Raw genomic sequence first — 14989 nt, 5'->3', positions numbered from 1 at the left:
CTTAACGGTCGTCTTGTGCTGGGTCGGCTGCTGTTTCAGCGCTGGCGACCAGGCTTGCAAGCGGCGAATGGAAGAGCCGCCATTTAGTGCGTGTTGTGGTGATTTGCTGAGAAAGGTTTAACTCGCGAAATTGTAGCCCCTGCTCACCAGTGTGAAGTTGCAACATGGCGATATCTTCCGCTTCTGAAAGGCGGGTCGTCGCGCGGGAGGGCGGGGTGAGCATACTTTTTGTGATCATGTTGCTCCTTGCTTATTTATAAGCAGTTCTTTATATAAACAGGCGTTATAGTACTTGCTTAACAACTTCTTTTCTTTAATCATAGGGACCTGTACCCCCTGATGGCAAGGAGAATTCATTGCTAACACTGAAGCAGTCGACGGACAGTGCGCATGATCAGTTTCCTGATGTTAAAGCTGGCGAAGTCCATGCCGTATCGGTGCTCTCTAAACAACGTGCATTTCAGTTAGCGGAATTCATTGCCGTTCAACAACCCAGCCTGGTTATTTCGCCTTGGAATGACGAGCCAAATGACGAGCGAAATGCGTTGTCAGCCAACTGCACCCTCGCCACATGGAAGTACACAAAGCGCCTCAAAACCAGCTCGATCCGACGCTCGTTAGAGGTGTTAAGTAAAGGGCTCGAAGCCATCGTTTACATCATTGAGAAACAGGCCTCTGATGCGGCACCGGCCAGGTTGCAAATGGTGGTACAGGGTGAGCTGGCTCAATTTGCCCGCCATCATATGTTACCGGTGGTAGTCGTTTTAGTCGACTTCCCCCTCGACCAGGTGCGTACCGCACTGATAACCCCGCTAAGCCAGCTAACCAGCGTGCAGTCAATCGAACCTGCTGAACATGGTGACGACTGGCTGGTTCATTACTGGTTTAGCCATGGTCGCGTATTGCAGTTTGATATTGATGTACTGGATGAATCCGCTGCTGCATCAACCTCGTCACACGCTGCAGCCCATGAGCCGGTGTTACTTGGAAACCGTGCGCCTAAGTATGCGGTGGCGGACGCGCTGGCCAGCACTGAATCGCTGCCGAAAGAATGGCGGGTGATCGAGTCCTATAACGATATTCAGGATTACATCGAGCCCGGGGTCGATGGCGTTATTTTACTGCCTTTTACTAAGCATTCAGAAATACAGACACTGCTGAAGACCGTGCATGGGATCCGAAAGTACGCCGGACCTTACTGGAAAATTGTCATTCGCGAGCGCAACTCAAGCGTTCGTTTGTATGAAGAAAAAGTCTTGCTGCAAGCAGGGGTGACCCTGGTGGTGCCGCAGCAACTGCCACTCAATCGTCTGCTGAGCCTGGTCGAGTCAGTGTCGGGCTGGAAATTTGAGCAGCGCCTGGCGACCCTGGAAACACTCAGTGGCCGGCTTAAGGTGTCGTCGTACAAAGGGTATCTGGAAGCAGCCGAATTCTTTCAGGTGGTGCCTCAAATAGCCCAGCGCAATGCCGCTTACAAACTGGATTTCTCATTAATTTTTGCCCATCCCGCTGCAGGGGTTAGCAGTTCGGAGATCCTCTCGCGCTGCAAGATCCAGCGAGAGGGTGACCTGATAACCAGCACCCGGGAGGGGGTTTATATTTTCCTGCCCGCGTGTCGCGCAAACGATGTCGACAAAGTTCTGTTTAGCTTGTTCAGCATGCCGGTGTCTCATCTTTTCTCGGGGGAAGACAGAGCACAGTCGCTGCATGCCGTGCAGTTTATCTGTGAACGGGCACTGCAGGCAGAGCGCGCTTTGCCAAGTAAACCCATGCCCGTGTTAGCCTTGTCAGAAGACGAGGATGCCCGGCGTACCTTGTTTTACCCGCAGCCAGCTCCGGTTTCGTCAATTCAGCTGCGCAAAAAAGGGGGCGGCAATGCTACCAATTGATCTGGTGATGGTATTGGTTGTACTGGCTTTTGCTTGCGGTATTTTGTTTTTTGTTCTGCTCAAAGCAATTAGCGCCCGGGTCTGGCGCCAGAACTGGGCGCTGCTGACCATGAATCGCCACTTCCGTGTAAAAAAAAGATATAACAATAAAGAAGGACGTTCAGAATGACCAGCCATTCACCTGCTGCTTTTCGACGTGAGCTTGTGGATGCAGGCTGGCCGCTACTTTCCATCGGCGGTTGGAGTTTTTACTTCCTGCTCAAGGCAGTACTGGCGTTTACCGATAACATTGAACTGATGCTGTGGGAGAACCTGGCGTTAATTGCCGTTCTGCTGGTTCCGCTTGAACGCAAATGGCTGCGCTATACACGCCACCTGGTAGTGGCGGTGTTAGCAGTCATTGTGTTGTATCAGGAAAGCTTTTTGCCGCCTTTTGAGCGGCTGACCGCGCAGTGGGACTTTGTCAGCGGCTTTACCTTTGGCTATCAGCTCGAATTGCTGCTGCGCTTTGTCGATGCACAGGTCGTCGCCGCGATGCTGGTTTTCGCCATTATTTACTGGTACCTGAGCAAGCTGCTCAACCTGACGACCGTTTCCATTGTCGCTATTCTCGGCGTGAGTCTGTGGGGGCCTAATCAGTCGCAGGTGTTTGTGACCGCAGAGGAGCAAACGGCGGACGATGCTGGCGCTCGTGGGCAAAACCGCGAACAACGTCAGGGTGCAGCAAATACCCCGGATCAGGCATTGCAGCAATTCTATCAACAGCAGCAGGATCTGGCCTGGAGCGATCAGATAAACGCACCTGAAGACGGTGTCGATGTGTTGTTGCTTAATATCTGTTCGTTATCGTGGCAGGATTTGGAAATTAGCGGCCTGAGTGACCATCCAGTGCTGACAGGGTCTGATCTGACCTTTACTAACTACTACAGTGGCAGTTCCTATTCTGGCCCGTCAACCTTGCGTTTAATGCGCGGTGCCTGCGGCCATGAGCCGCATAGTGGGTTGTTTACCCCGGGTTCGTCGTGCGCCTTAGGCTCGATGTTTGCCAGCGAACAGTGGGATCAGCAGGTGGTGATGAACCATCACGGTGACTTTGACGACTACCTCGACATGGTGCGCCAATACGGGCAGTTGCAGGAGGCCGCATTTTATCCGCTGCAAGACGTGCCACAAACCATGCTCGGTTTTGACCAAATGCCAGTGTATTCGGACGCCCACCTGTTAAATCAGTGGCAGTCGGAGCGGGCAGAGAGCGGCTCAGGCTTTACCCTGTACAACTCGGTTAGTTTGCACGATGGCAATCAATTGTTTGGTTTTCGCGGCAACTCGATGGCCAGCTACCGGGAGCGAGCTGAACAACTACTGGATGATATTCAGGAGCTCTACGACCGGGTCGAGGCGAGCGGTAAGCCGACCATTATTGTGATGGTGCCGGAACATGGTGCAGGTTTGCAGGGCGACCGTTTCCAGGTTCCTGGCATGCGTGAAATTCCCAGCCCGGCCTTGACCCATGTGCCAGTGACTGTGCAATTTTTTGGTATGCCAGTGGACGGTGACGCCGTTCGCTTTGACCCCGTAACAGGCCCTTCAGCAGTGGCGAGCCTGGTGCAGCAGGCAGTGGACCAGTTAAACGGCGAACCGCAGCCGCTGAACTTAAACGAGCTGAGTCGTAATCTACCCACCTCGAAGGTAATCAGCGAAAACGACCAGGCCATTATGTTTGAGTTTCAGTCGGAAATTCTAATTCAAACCTCGGCTGGCAACTGGGTTCGCTATGCAAGGTAAGCAACTAAGGGAGTTCGCATAATGCAGTCGCAAACACCTGATAACAAGCAGCTAGATTGTCTGATTTTAACCGAAGGCAACGGGCCACTGGCAGAGATCAGGGGCGCGCTGCACGATGAAGGTCTGCAAACCCGTTGCGCTGACAGTCTGAGTGACTTTCAACAGCAAAGCTCTGAGCAAGTACCGGATCTGGTTTTGATTGACCTCGATTTCCAAAGGCAACGAGTCAGCGCCAGTGACGAGCTACTGTCGTTTAAAGAAGAAAACCCCGGAGTGCCTTGTTTCATGCTAAGTGAACGTGGCGACTTTAAATCACGTCTTGCCGCCGTTCGTGCCGGCGCCAGTTTCTTCTTTCAGGCACCGCTCAATACCGCGCAGTTAATTGAAAAAATACGTCAGGCCTGCGGCCAGAGCGAGCCCTCGCAACGGCTTATTGTCGTGCTTGAAGACGAGCCCGTACAGGCCGATCTGTATGGTGCCGTATTGAAAAGTGGCGGCTTTAACGTGGTCATCGCCGATGACCCGGAACAGGCGCTGCAATACCTGCTCGACAACGATGCCGGCCTGTTGATTACCGACGTCCACCTGCCCAAATGCTCCGGCCTTGAATTCGGCCAGCTGCTACGTCAGCATGAAGTACTAGCAGAACTACCCATCCTCTTCATGTCCAACGACACCGCCGTCGACATCAAGCTCGCCGCCCTAAGCATCGCCTTCGACGAATTCATCACCAAACCCATCGAACCCTGGCGCCTGCTGATGATCGTCGAAGCGCGAATGATGCGGCTGTACGGCTAACCATCCAACCCGTCCCAACGTTGCTAACGCGTCATGAACTTTCCGGCACTATTGCGCCGGAAAGGGGGCGCATTTGTTCTTGCCTGGTAAAAATAACTCTTGTAAGGTCAATACAATAAGAAAACGTAGCCAGGGATGTCAGGCATAGCGTAAAAGCAACACGAGCATGCTCAGATTGTTTTCCAAGGGAAAGAGCCTCCTCAGTAAAATCCTCTCGCTATTTCAATGACCTGCTGCCTTTTGTACTCGAAAACCCGAGCTGGGGAAGTGTGCTGGTACACTATACAAATGTTATATTTAGAGGAGTCGCTACTATGGACGAAGATAGAATATCTTGGCTTTTATCTCGGCTCGAGAATTGTGCGCTGAACGGCCAGAGGTGCGATATCACCCTTTTCTCTTCCAAACCTAAGATCGACGTGAAGATAAGTCCAAGATTTTCGTATGCGTTAATGTATGGAGGCGGAGCAAGGGCCTTAAAGCCACTGCTTGAGAAGCTTGAGCTTTCTGATGGTTCCCACATCAATGCCTTAGACATCTGGACAATAAACCCAATGTCGAACGAAGGGTTAACCCAAGAAGATTTGAACTCCGTTAATCTCGCTGAGGGTGATCAAGAGATTCCAAATACCGGCAGAACAATGCGGGAAATTATTCGTGAGACATATAAATGTGAGAATGAGGCGGAAACTGAGCACTATCTTCGCAGGTTCCTGGCCTCCTAGGGAAAATATAACAATTCGCGTCACTCGGACGCACTAAAGTGCGCCGGTGCGCTCCGCGTTAAGCATATTGACGTTATAGGAATATTACTGGATGCATGATTTAGATGCGCTGCTTTTGATTGACGCCAACAAATACTTGGATCTTTATCGCACTGATAAAGGCCGTAAACTACTAGCACCTTTATCTGAGCAAGCATCTTATATTTTTGTCACTCAGCAGATAGTTGATGAGGTTCAGCGAAACAAGCTTAGTGCTGCGGCAGATTTCATGCGGGCGAAGAGTCAAGGCTTGAAGCTTCACAGTATTAATGTACCTGATCATTTTTCAGGCTCTGAAACTGGCAAGAATCAAGAAATTCTTGGTCAAATGAGAGATATCAGCAAATCGGTAAAGTCTGTGAATGCTGAGATAGATGCTCACACACTTGAAATCATGGCTCAGGTTGCTGAATCTAAGGATGAAGTATCAAAGGCCTTGGCTCCCATATTTTCAAAAGCAGTGAGAGCTACCTCTGACGAACTTAAACGTGCCCGTGAACGGAAAGAAACAGGAAACCCTCCTGGAAAGCGAAATGATCCGGTCGGTGATGAAATCACTTGGGAACAGGTTCTAAGCAATTTTTCTGGGAAGCGGCGCCTATGGATAATTTCTCGAGACGGAGACTATGGAACCAGCTTTGGCGGACGCTTTTTTCTAAACAGTTTCTTAAGATCAGAGCTTGCTGAAATCACAGATGACCCTGTTGTTTATATATTTGAGGACTTAGTTGAGGGCCTGACGCATTTCGTTGAAACAACCAAAGTGAAAGCCAGAATAAAGCTGACACCCGAAGAAATTTCAGAAATCGAAACCGAGGAGAGATCACTACCTCCAGTAGATGCTTCTCGTTATGTTGAATCTTCGTTAGCATCTGCATGGTCAGCAGCCGAAATGCAGAGAACTTTGGATGCTCTGAAACCCACAGCAGAGATGCAGAGAGCTTTGGATGCATTGAAGCCAACAGCTGAAATGCAGAGTGCTTTAGATGCGCTGAAGCCCACAGCCGAGATGCAGAGTGCTTTAGATGCGCTGAAGCCAACAGCCGAGATGCAGAGTGCCTTAGATGCGCTGAAGCCCACAGCCGAGATGCAGAGTGCCTTAGATGCGCTGAAGCCAACGGCCGAGATGCAGAGTGCCTTAGATGCGCTGAAGCCAACAGCTGAAATGCAAAGTGCTTTGGATGCGTTGAAGCCCACAGCTGAAATGCAGAGTGCTTTGGATACGCTGCAGCCCACAGCCGAGATGCAGAGAGCTTTGGATGCATTGAAGCCAACAGCTGAAATGCAGAGAGCTTTAGACGCTTTGAAACCCGTAACTGAGATACAGAGAGCTTTAGGTGCATCAAAGCCCTTTGGAGAGTCACCAAAGGACGACGATGAATAGAGCTGATATCGATGATCGCTGCTTGCTTAACAATGCATTGCAGCGGACGAGCCGCTGAATGCGGCGTTAGACCAACTCTTCGGAGGTAGAAATTGAGCTATAGAAATAAGACGTACGTCATTTTTGATGGCGATGAAGATATGTGGGCATACCGGTTTATGCGCGGTTGGAAGGCTAACGAAAATATTGAGTTCAACTTCTTTGATGCTCACGATTTGAAGCCACTTACAGATTCTGCGGGAGAGGATACAGTTAAGAGAAGACTAAGAGAAAGACTTGGGAGTACAAAGCAAGCCATAGTTCTTGTTGGAGAAAAGACAAAGAACTTGCATCGGTTTGTACGTTGGGAACTTCAAACATGCATGAATCTCGACATACCAATTATCGCTGTCAATTTAAATGGACAGCGAAGTCAAGACGGAGATCATTGTCCTCCAATAATTCGTGATGAGTATGTGGTCCACATTCCGTTTAAACTCAAAATAATTCAGTATGCGTTAGATAACTTTCCTAGTGAGTACCATCGATGCAGTCAAAGCGATAAAGGTCCAAGATTATACAACAATTCTGTCTACACGAAGCTGGGGCTCTGATGGAAGACAAGCAATATCCGGCCTTATACTGCGCCACAAACAAGGCATCAATGGATGCCCAAAATCAATACTTAGGTTTCGTTAGGGTGTATTCGTTTCTTCTTATTGCGGCAGCTGGCTTGGGTGTCTATGGAATAAATGAAAAGTGGTCTGCAATTGTGGCGGCATTGCTCGTCATAGGATCTATATTCCTTTCTGTATTGATGCTTCTTAGGCGAGATGAAGATACATGGTATAGGGCTCGGTCTGTCGCTGAATCGGTTAAAACAAGCTCTTGGCGCTTTATGATGAGATGTGAGCCCTATGTAGATGCCCCTGATGTACGAGTCGTGAAGTCTCGGTTTAGGGCGCGCCTAAAAAACATCTTAAGTGAACATAAAGACTTGGCAGTACACTTGGGGGGTACGGTTTCTGAGCAAGAGCAGATCACCGAAAAGATGTGCGAAACAAGAAATCTTTCTTGGGAGCAAAGAATTGATTTCTATCGAACATATAGAATTGACGAGCAACGTTCTTGGTATGCAAATAAATCTGCCTGGAATCGTAAAAAAGGAAGACTGTGGTTTTCTATTCTAATTGGCTGCCAAGCCTTCGCCGTCTTGTTTTTAATCTTAAGAGTAGCTTACCCAGATTCTGGGTATTGGCCTGCAGATGTGTTTGTTGTTGCAGCAGGTTCGGCTTTAACGTGGATTCAGGTGAAACGGTTTAAAGAGCTAGCGGCTGCATATGGGTTGACTGCTCACGAAATTGGAGTTGTAAGGGGTGAGCTAGAGCAAATCGACTCTGAGGAGAAGTTGGCGGAATTTATCGCTGACAGCGAAAACGCATTTTCTAGGGAGCATACGCAGTGGTTGGCTCGCAAGGATTCACTATAAGGGGTCTAACAAAGTGCTGCACACGGATAAATTCTCCGCTTCGCTCCAAATTTACCGGTGAGCACGGCGTTAAACGTTTTTATCAGCTTCAGAAGCAGTAGTATTTAAAGGATCGCAAATGAGTCAAAGTGTAATTTCGGATAATTGGTCATTACAAAATATTGGTGAACTATTAACCAAAGGTGTTGATGAAAGCAAATCACATTACATAGCAATCGATAAAGAAAATGACAGTTATTCTTACGAAGATAGCTTGAGTGCCATCATTAATACTGAAGCGCTGTTTGATTTGCTTACTGATATAATTTTACGTGATCAGATTTTAGTTGAAGAAAACTTTATCCATGCTTGGAATCATGAAGGTAATCCATTTCAAGAAGCTGTATCTCAAGGTGTCATCCGATCTTATCCTTTTCTAGTAGACTATAAAAGACTGCAAGGACCACGAGACGAATTTATTGACCGTTTGAGTCTAACATCAGATTTGAAGAAAGATCATGAAGAAAACCGTATAGGTTTTCTTCAAAATAGATATGCTCCTCATGGTTATTTATCCCAAACTTTATGGGGTGGTGCAGGGATGTTGGCTAGAGGGTTTGTTTATGAAAAAGGATATACACCGCACCCTGTGAGAAAGCGTTTTTTTACTGATGCTGGAATAATGGTTTCAAACGAAGACTCAGTGCTAAGACTAAACCGACTAGTTTCAGAGAAAAGAGCTTCTATAGCTTCATTACACAATGCTGGTAGTGAGTTATATGCATTAAATGTAAACATGCTTCCATTGCCAATCAGAGTAATACAAGAGTCAAATACTGCGAGTGATATGATTAAAGTGGCTCTTCAATTAAGAAGTGAGTACCAAGAGCTAAGAGATTGGTTAAATTGCTATCAGCAAGCATTAAGTGATGGCAGCTACAAAGACATGAATAAATTTTCCAAAATTCTGCAATCTATCTCTTTGTACGTTGATTCAACAATTGGCTCCGTAGACTCTAATGCTCCTACATTCACAGCCGGTATTGGTGTACTTAAGATGGCTGTAAAAGGACAGCCACTAAACACACTAGTAAACCAATTTGGCATTCGTTCCATGGTTAATAAATTGATTCTTAGCAGTAGCGGTACGTCAGATCTGAAAAAATACTTGGGCTTCTTTGACCATAAAAATACAGTTGTAGGAATGAAGGTTGTTGAACATTTTTCGCAAAAAAACGTTTAACAAACGCTTTAAGACGGATTCGCAACGCGTAGCATTTTTACTATGCGTTGATTTTAGTGATTTTAGTGATTTAGGTGGTGTGCGGAAACACGGTATTGCGTTGCTCACCACTTAAGCGGGCGTTATGTTTCTAGGAGGAATAGTGCTCAGCTTCCATAAAAAAGACTGTCTAGAAAGGGTCAAATCACTCATGTCGAATGATGATGAAGCTAGCTTCAGATATGCTTGCCTTGAACTACGACAGTGCATTGAATCAATTGCCTATGCAAAACTAAAGAACTATAAAAAGGTAGTTCCAGAAAGCCAGTTTTCTGAATGGCACCCAAAGAGAGTCTTTGATTTTCTTTTAGAAATGGAGCCTAAGGCTGATAAAGATTACCACCTAAATATTTATGAAGAAGATGAGAATGGAAATCCGAAGAAACTTGTATTTTCCGGTGACCATAAGACAATTTCGCTTCAATATATAAAAAAAAATTACAACAAGATTGGATATTATTTGCACACGCCAACCCTTAACAAGCAAGCCGAGTATCACGAAGCATCAACAAAGCTCAAGAGATATCTGGATAAGCTTGTTAAGGAACTAGAGCCAATCATAGATTGTACGTTTGATAGCCGAATGGGGATAGCAGCACATTTTAATTGCCATGATTGTGGGCAAAGCGTATATCACAACCTAGAAACAATAAAGATTGGTAAGAACATAAGATGCTTAAATGAGCAATGTGGCAAAATATATTATGTAGAGAACTATATTGATGAAAAGCCACTTGTAAAACCTATTCAGATGAAAATCACCTGTGACTGTGGGAACGATATTTACGTAGATCAGCACAAGGTAAAAGAGAATACTTATATCGACTGCGAGTGTGGCGATAGGTATTTAATTGATAAAAGGTGGGTGTACAGAAAAGAAACATAACAAGTAAATTCAGGTGACGCCTGCGGCGCACCTGATTTAGACGTTAAACCTAAAAGGTGATTCATGCTGCAGCCCGAGGGTGATCTTCGCTACAGAGTTCTCACATCTGAGCTGCTGTGGGTTCTCGAATCGAGATCTAAATCTGACAAATTTACACATGTTGAAGTAGTCGATATCATTGAGCGCATTGTCTATGAAAGGGAAGGTAGACAAGGGCTATATATGTCAGATACCAAGGCGTGTGGCGACCACTCCACTCGGTGTCAGAATTTAGAGAGTTGGTCAAATTGTCCAATGCGGGCAAAGTCTATCTATTCTCCAGCGAATGGGGCGTGTCGCCAAGCAACAGAGGATCGGTCAAAAAGCTGACTCCTGCACCATTCATTTATACTTATGAGCATGGATTTTGATAGGTTTAACAAATAGTTGTAGTACGTTCAGGGCCTGGCGGCCCTGCACCGGACGCCGATTTCGCTGCGCTACATTAGTGTCGCTAAACAATGGCGTTATGTGTTCTCAGGAATTTAAGTATGACGATAAATCTAAAGGAAGTTGACGGCGTCCCTATTCAAGTTAAACATAAAGCTACATGCCACTGCGGCACCGTAGAAATCGAGCTTAGCTTGCCAGGCGGTCTTGTAGACGTGCGTCGTTGCGATTGCTCCATGTGCCGCAGAAGAGGGGCAGTTGTAGCGTCCGTGCCCTTGGCAGGAATTAATGTCCTCAAAGGTGAGGAAGCTCTGAAGCTATATCAGTTCAACACAAAGACAGTAAAGCACTACTTCTGCTCCAACTGTGGAATTTATACCCATCATCAGCGGCGTTCCAATCCAACCCAATATGGGATTAACGTGGGCTGCCTGGAGGGTATAAATCCGTTAAAGATTGAAGGGATTCCTGCTTATGATGGTGTTAACCACCCCGCAGACCGCGGGTAGCTCACATAACAAACGCGTCAAAGACGATGCTTGTACCTCGCGCGCTTTACGCGGGCGTTAGGCATTCAAGGAGGCAAGATGGATTCTGCGAATAATAAGTATCTTCTGGCTGCGGCAATGTGTTGTTTTGCGGTCGCGTTTGCTCATTTTGGCTGCATAGTATTTGGTGGCGATTGGTATCGTTTCTTTGGTGCAGGTGAGCAAATGGCTCGGATGGCAGAGGAAGGGCTTTGGTATCCGACAATTATAACCGCTGTCATTGTGTTGGTGCTTTTGGTTTGGGGGCTTTATGGCCTGTCGGGTGCGGGTGCAATCAAACGTTTACCTCTGACAAAACTAGCGTTAATAGTCATAACCAGTATATTTTTACTGCGTGGCGTTTCCTTCGTCGGGTTAATGCCAATGTTCCCAGAAAACAGCCTGACGTTTTGGTTAATTAGTTCTGGTATCTGCTTGTTTATTGGCGGCCTTTTTGCTGTAGGTACTTGGCAGCAATGGTCAGTTTTAGGCGACAAAAATGCCTGACAAAGCGCAGCACTCGCGGCCTGTGGCCGCTGGGACGCTAGGACGCCAACCGACACAATTTTGCAGAGGTTCTCGTATGGCTCAAGACAGAAAGCGATCAGGGCGGAGCGGGGTTCTACGGCAATAGGAACATTATCGAAAAATCGTTTGCTTCCGGCGAAGGATTTTTCGCCATCGTAGAGGGAAGAGTTATTGGTTTTTCTATCTTTCAGATGTTCACGGATAATGGTGAGAGTCAGATCATCGAGGTAGAACTATCAGCTAGAGGTCAGGGAAAGAAGGAGAAGCTCTTTGTCGGTGTCACAGATTCGAGGATCACGTTGATCCTCGTAACTATCGTAACTATCGTAGCAAGTGGGGCAATCCGTTGCTGAGGCTCTATTTTTCTGAATGGGGACCCCAGTCGCCCAACCCCTGGGCATAGTGCTGCCTAACCAGTTTCTACACCTGGATAAATTACTCGCTGCGCGTCTAATTTACCGGTAAGCAAGGCGTTAGCTGAGGGAACTCACTAGTATGAAAAAAAACCTATTAATTGTAGGTGCAAGCCGAGGGATTGGCGCTGCAGTCGCTGAATTCTACGATGCAAACGGAGACAATGTTATTTCTGTATCGAGAACGCCGTCGAAAATCGGTGAGTGGGTTGGCGCCGATATTTCAACCCCTGGGGGTATTAAGAAAGTTATAAAGGCTGCATCGGTCCTGTCACTCGATGCTTTGTTGTTTATGGGGGGAGTATGGGAAAAAGGTGCATTCACCGAAGACTATGACTTCGAGAAGAGTTCTCACACCGAGACCCAATCCATAATTGACGTTAATTTAATAGCTCCGATCGAAATCACCAAAGGGTTGCTCGAAAATCTTAGAAAAGCCGAGAACCCGCGTGCGATATTTATGGGGGCGACTTCTGGGCTAGAGGTATCGAATACTTTAGAGGTTGCCTATTCGGCTTCTAAGTTTGGCCTTCGTGGAGCAGTTCATGCCCTTCGACTCGGGTTTGAGAAAGAGGGTATCGGTTTCACTGTCATCAATCCAGGCTATGTGGGCACCAAGGAAGTATTGGAGGATATCAGATCGGGTCAGTCTCCTAACCTCGTTCCTATACCGATGGCTGACGTAATACTGGCTGTTGATTTCGTCCTGCGTTCCTCAAGAAGTACAGATGTGGGGGATATCACTCTCACACAGAAATTCGTTAGCTAACAAGTCTTGCCAGCATGAGGTTCCTAACGGCACAGAGGTATGGCTTGTTAGCTCCTAACCAGTCGCTCAATATGCCGCCTCTTTTTTTGATGACGCTTTTAACAGTGTACCATTGCCTCCAGAAATAAAGTTTGAGGTATTTGAGAAAACCATAGGGCTCTCGACCTTTAATCCAATCGGCTGGTGCGTGCATTGTTATGTCCCTGCTGAGTGCATAAACAGAAACGAGCCATATGAAATGGTATTCGTAGAGTTGAAAGTGTCATAGACAGTGTATCATTGAGGACCTCGACTAGTATGCGTAACCAGTAGTTCGTTGGAACACAAACTACGCTGCGCTTGCGCCGCACAGCTCGGGCTTTGAGTGTCGCTATGAAAATTAGTATAGGTTTGGTATTCGTATTTTTATCGGTTGTTGTGGGCGTGTGGCTCATGGATATCGGCACTGATAGGACCAAGGTTGTGGAGATCACGGCGCCGGTGCCTGCATACACAGATTGGGAGTGTGGCTACGCTAATAAATCAGGATGCAGTGTGGTATTTGAAGTAGAAGCCGATGCCAAATACGACGTGCAGCGCATACGGTACGGTAAAGATTTTATGGCAATAAAAATTCAAGAAGGTGGCTCAAGCGGCTGGATAATTTATGGTGAGGCGGTGCAAGTCCATGCTAAGCCAAACGCTTAACATTGTTATGAGAATAAAAGATGATACGTGAATTTATTGCTTCGGATATGGATAGTGTTTTGAGTATCTGGCTTGAATCCTCGGTTAAGGCGCATGACTTTGTTGAGCGTGCGTTCTGGGAATCCAGACTGGATGATATGAGAAGTATTTATATACCGAACTCGGAAACTTATGTGTATGAATCGGACAATGAAGTGAAAGGTTTCTTCTCATTGCACGATGATACGTTGGCGGCTATTTTCGTGGCTCCTGGTTGCCAGGGCGAGGGGATAGGCCAGAAGCTGATAGCAAAGGTCAAATCGCTTCGTCAGCATATAACATTGAATGTTTATAAAGAGAATCAAAGGACCGTGGCATTTTATAAACACTGTGGCTTTCGCGAAGTATTGGAACGAAAGGACCCGCATACAGGCCACCTCGAGTTGGTGATGGAGTTCAACTGAACCAGTCAATTAGCGAGAGCATTCACTTCGCAGCAATAGACGCGCCGGCATACTGGCTTGGTGTCTGGCCGAGCCGCTTCTTGAACGCGACACTGAAGGTGCTCGACGAGCCGTAGCCTACCAAGTGGGCGATTTCAGCGATTGGTAGGTCCCCTTGTTGCAGCAGGGCCTTTGCCAGCTCCATACGCCAGCTGACGACATAGTCCATTGGCGTCATGCCGAGGGTGCTGGTAAAACGTTGAAAGAATGCAGAGCGGGAGAGGGCCGCGAGTCTGGCTAGCTGAACGACCGTCCATGGGTGCGCAACATCGGCGTGAATGGCCTGCAGTGCCCGTGCCAGACGCTTATCACCGAGACCCCGCAACAGGCCGGGTGGTGCGCTGTCGGATGTGGTTGCTCGCATTGCTTCGATCAATAGTATTTCTGCCAGCCGTGAGAGCATGTAGTCGCTGCCGGGTTGGTCGTTGGCGGTTTCTTCTGCTACCAACTGCACCAGCTGCAACAGCCTGCTTGAGCCTTGTACGTGGATCACGCCCGGCAACATACCCACCAATAAATCCGGATTGGCGCAATCAAACTTAAATGACCCTCCCAATGAGCGCATATCAGCCGCGCCGCTTTGCTCACCGTAACGTAGTTCGTCTTTTCGTCCTGCCACAGCGTTAGGGTCCAGGAGCACTGGCGGTGCCGGGGTGAAGCTTGAGATCGTAAAGCCCGGTGTTGTGGGCAGCAGGATGAAGTCGCCCGCACTGATGGTGATCGGTTCATAGCCATCCACCGTTAGCAGGCAGCTGCCTTCGAGCATAATGCAGAAACTGGGTAGTCCGAATTCCGAGTAGCGAACAGCCCAGTCGCCACGACCACTAATAATGTTGGCTAACAAGGCCTGAGGCTGAAGGAATTTAACGACTTCGGATAAAGGGTCAAACATGTATGGACTATCTCTAAAATTATATGG

Annotated in this window: 17 protein-coding genes; 15 read left to right on the top strand and 2 right to left on the bottom strand. The window is 47.5% G+C overall.

Annotated features, from left to right (window positions below; genetic code table 11):
• Position 1 precedes the first annotated feature (1 nt).
• A complete protein-coding gene (locus CWE14_RS03670) occupies positions 2–238 on the bottom strand; it encodes a hypothetical protein (RefSeq protein ID WP_126798115.1) in 237 nt (78 codons plus the stop codon).
• A gap of 118 nt (positions 239–356) precedes the next feature.
• Here CWE14_RS03670 and CWE14_RS03665 point away from each other — a divergent pair, with 118 nt between their 5' ends.
• The 15 genes from CWE14_RS03665 to CWE14_RS03590 all read left to right on the top strand — a co-directional run bounded on the left by CWE14_RS03665 (position 357) and on the right by CWE14_RS03590 (position 14031).
• The gene (locus CWE14_RS03665; RefSeq protein ID WP_126798114.1) at positions 357–1889 is read left to right on the top strand and encodes a BcsE family c-di-GMP-binding protein; all 1533 of its coding nucleotides are present in this window, start codon (positions 357–359) and stop codon (positions 1887–1889) included.
• Positions 1876–2058 (top strand): hypothetical protein, encoded by a 183-nt coding sequence (locus tag CWE14_RS03660; protein ID WP_126798113.1) that lies wholly within the window; start codon positions 1876–1878, stop codon positions 2056–2058. The genes CWE14_RS03665 and CWE14_RS03660 overlap by 14 nt, the downstream gene beginning before the upstream one ends.
• Positions 2055–3674, top strand: a complete 1620-nt coding sequence (gene bcsG / locus CWE14_RS03655; protein ID WP_126798112.1) for a cellulose biosynthesis protein BcsG — start codon at positions 2055–2057, stop codon at positions 3672–3674. The genes CWE14_RS03660 and bcsG overlap by 4 nt, the downstream gene beginning before the upstream one ends.
• A gap of 21 nt (positions 3675–3695) precedes the next feature.
• A complete protein-coding gene (locus CWE14_RS03650; RefSeq protein WP_126798111.1) occupies positions 3696–4472 on the top strand; it encodes a response regulator in 777 nt (258 codons plus the stop codon).
• Positions 4473–4786: 314 nt separating this feature from the next.
• A complete protein-coding gene (locus CWE14_RS03645) occupies positions 4787–5197 on the top strand; it encodes a transposase (protein ID WP_126798110.1) in 411 nt (136 codons plus the stop codon).
• A 91-nt stretch (positions 5198–5288) separates the two neighbouring features.
• Complete coding sequence (locus tag CWE14_RS03640) at positions 5289–6620, top strand: PIN-like domain-containing protein (protein ID WP_126798109.1); 1332 nt, start codon at positions 5289–5291, stop codon at positions 6618–6620.
• Positions 6621–6712: 92 nt separating this feature from the next.
• On the top strand, positions 6713–7213 hold the full coding sequence (locus CWE14_RS14870) for a TIR domain-containing protein (protein ID WP_126798108.1): 501 nt from the start codon (positions 6713–6715) through the stop codon (positions 7211–7213).
• The gene (locus tag CWE14_RS03630; protein WP_126798107.1) at positions 7213–8088 is read left to right on the top strand and encodes a DUF4231 domain-containing protein; all 876 of its coding nucleotides are present in this window, start codon (positions 7213–7215) and stop codon (positions 8086–8088) included. Before CWE14_RS14870 ends, CWE14_RS03630 begins: the two co-directional genes overlap by 1 nt.
• A gap of 118 nt (positions 8089–8206) precedes the next feature.
• The gene (locus tag CWE14_RS03625) at positions 8207–9310 is read left to right on the top strand and encodes a hypothetical protein (RefSeq protein WP_126798106.1); all 1104 of its coding nucleotides are present in this window, start codon (positions 8207–8209) and stop codon (positions 9308–9310) included.
• A gap of 190 nt (positions 9311–9500) precedes the next feature.
• Positions 9501–10235 carry a hypothetical protein gene (locus tag CWE14_RS03615; protein ID WP_126798105.1) on the top strand — a complete coding sequence of 245 codons (735 nt, stop codon included), beginning with the start codon at positions 9501–9503 and terminating at the stop codon, positions 10233–10235.
• A gap of 530 nt (positions 10236–10765) precedes the next feature.
• Positions 10766–11173 (top strand): GFA family protein, encoded by a 408-nt coding sequence (locus CWE14_RS03610; RefSeq protein WP_126798104.1) that lies wholly within the window; start codon positions 10766–10768, stop codon positions 11171–11173.
• A gap of 78 nt (positions 11174–11251) precedes the next feature.
• Positions 11252–11698: a hypothetical protein gene (locus tag CWE14_RS03605; protein WP_126798103.1), complete on the top strand. Its 447-nt coding sequence runs from the start codon at positions 11252–11254 to the stop codon at positions 11696–11698.
• A 516-nt stretch (positions 11699–12214) separates the two neighbouring features.
• Positions 12215–12901 (top strand): SDR family NAD(P)-dependent oxidoreductase, encoded by a 687-nt coding sequence (locus CWE14_RS03600; protein ID WP_126798102.1) that lies wholly within the window; start codon positions 12215–12217, stop codon positions 12899–12901.
• A gap of 372 nt (positions 12902–13273) precedes the next feature.
• A complete protein-coding gene (locus CWE14_RS03595; RefSeq protein ID WP_126798101.1) occupies positions 13274–13588 on the top strand; it encodes a hypothetical protein in 315 nt (104 codons plus the stop codon).
• Between the two features lie 59 nt (positions 13589–13647).
• On the top strand, positions 13648–14031 hold the full coding sequence (locus tag CWE14_RS03590) for a GNAT family N-acetyltransferase (RefSeq protein WP_241972306.1): 384 nt from the start codon (positions 13648–13650) through the stop codon (positions 14029–14031).
• Positions 14032–14053: 22 nt separating this feature from the next.
• Here the strand turns inward: CWE14_RS03590 and CWE14_RS03585 are convergent, their stop codons facing one another.
• Positions 14054–14962, bottom strand: a complete 909-nt coding sequence (locus CWE14_RS03585) for an AraC family transcriptional regulator (RefSeq protein ID WP_126798099.1) — start codon at positions 14960–14962, stop codon at positions 14054–14056.
• Positions 14963–14989 lie beyond the last annotated feature (27 nt).

It is taken from the genome of Aliidiomarina soli, from assembly GCF_003986975.1.
GTDB lineage: Bacteria > Pseudomonadota > Gammaproteobacteria > Enterobacterales > Alteromonadaceae > Aliidiomarina > Aliidiomarina soli.
Note: the sequence above shows the minus strand (reverse complement) of the source record. Positions and strands in the feature narration are given on the sequence as shown.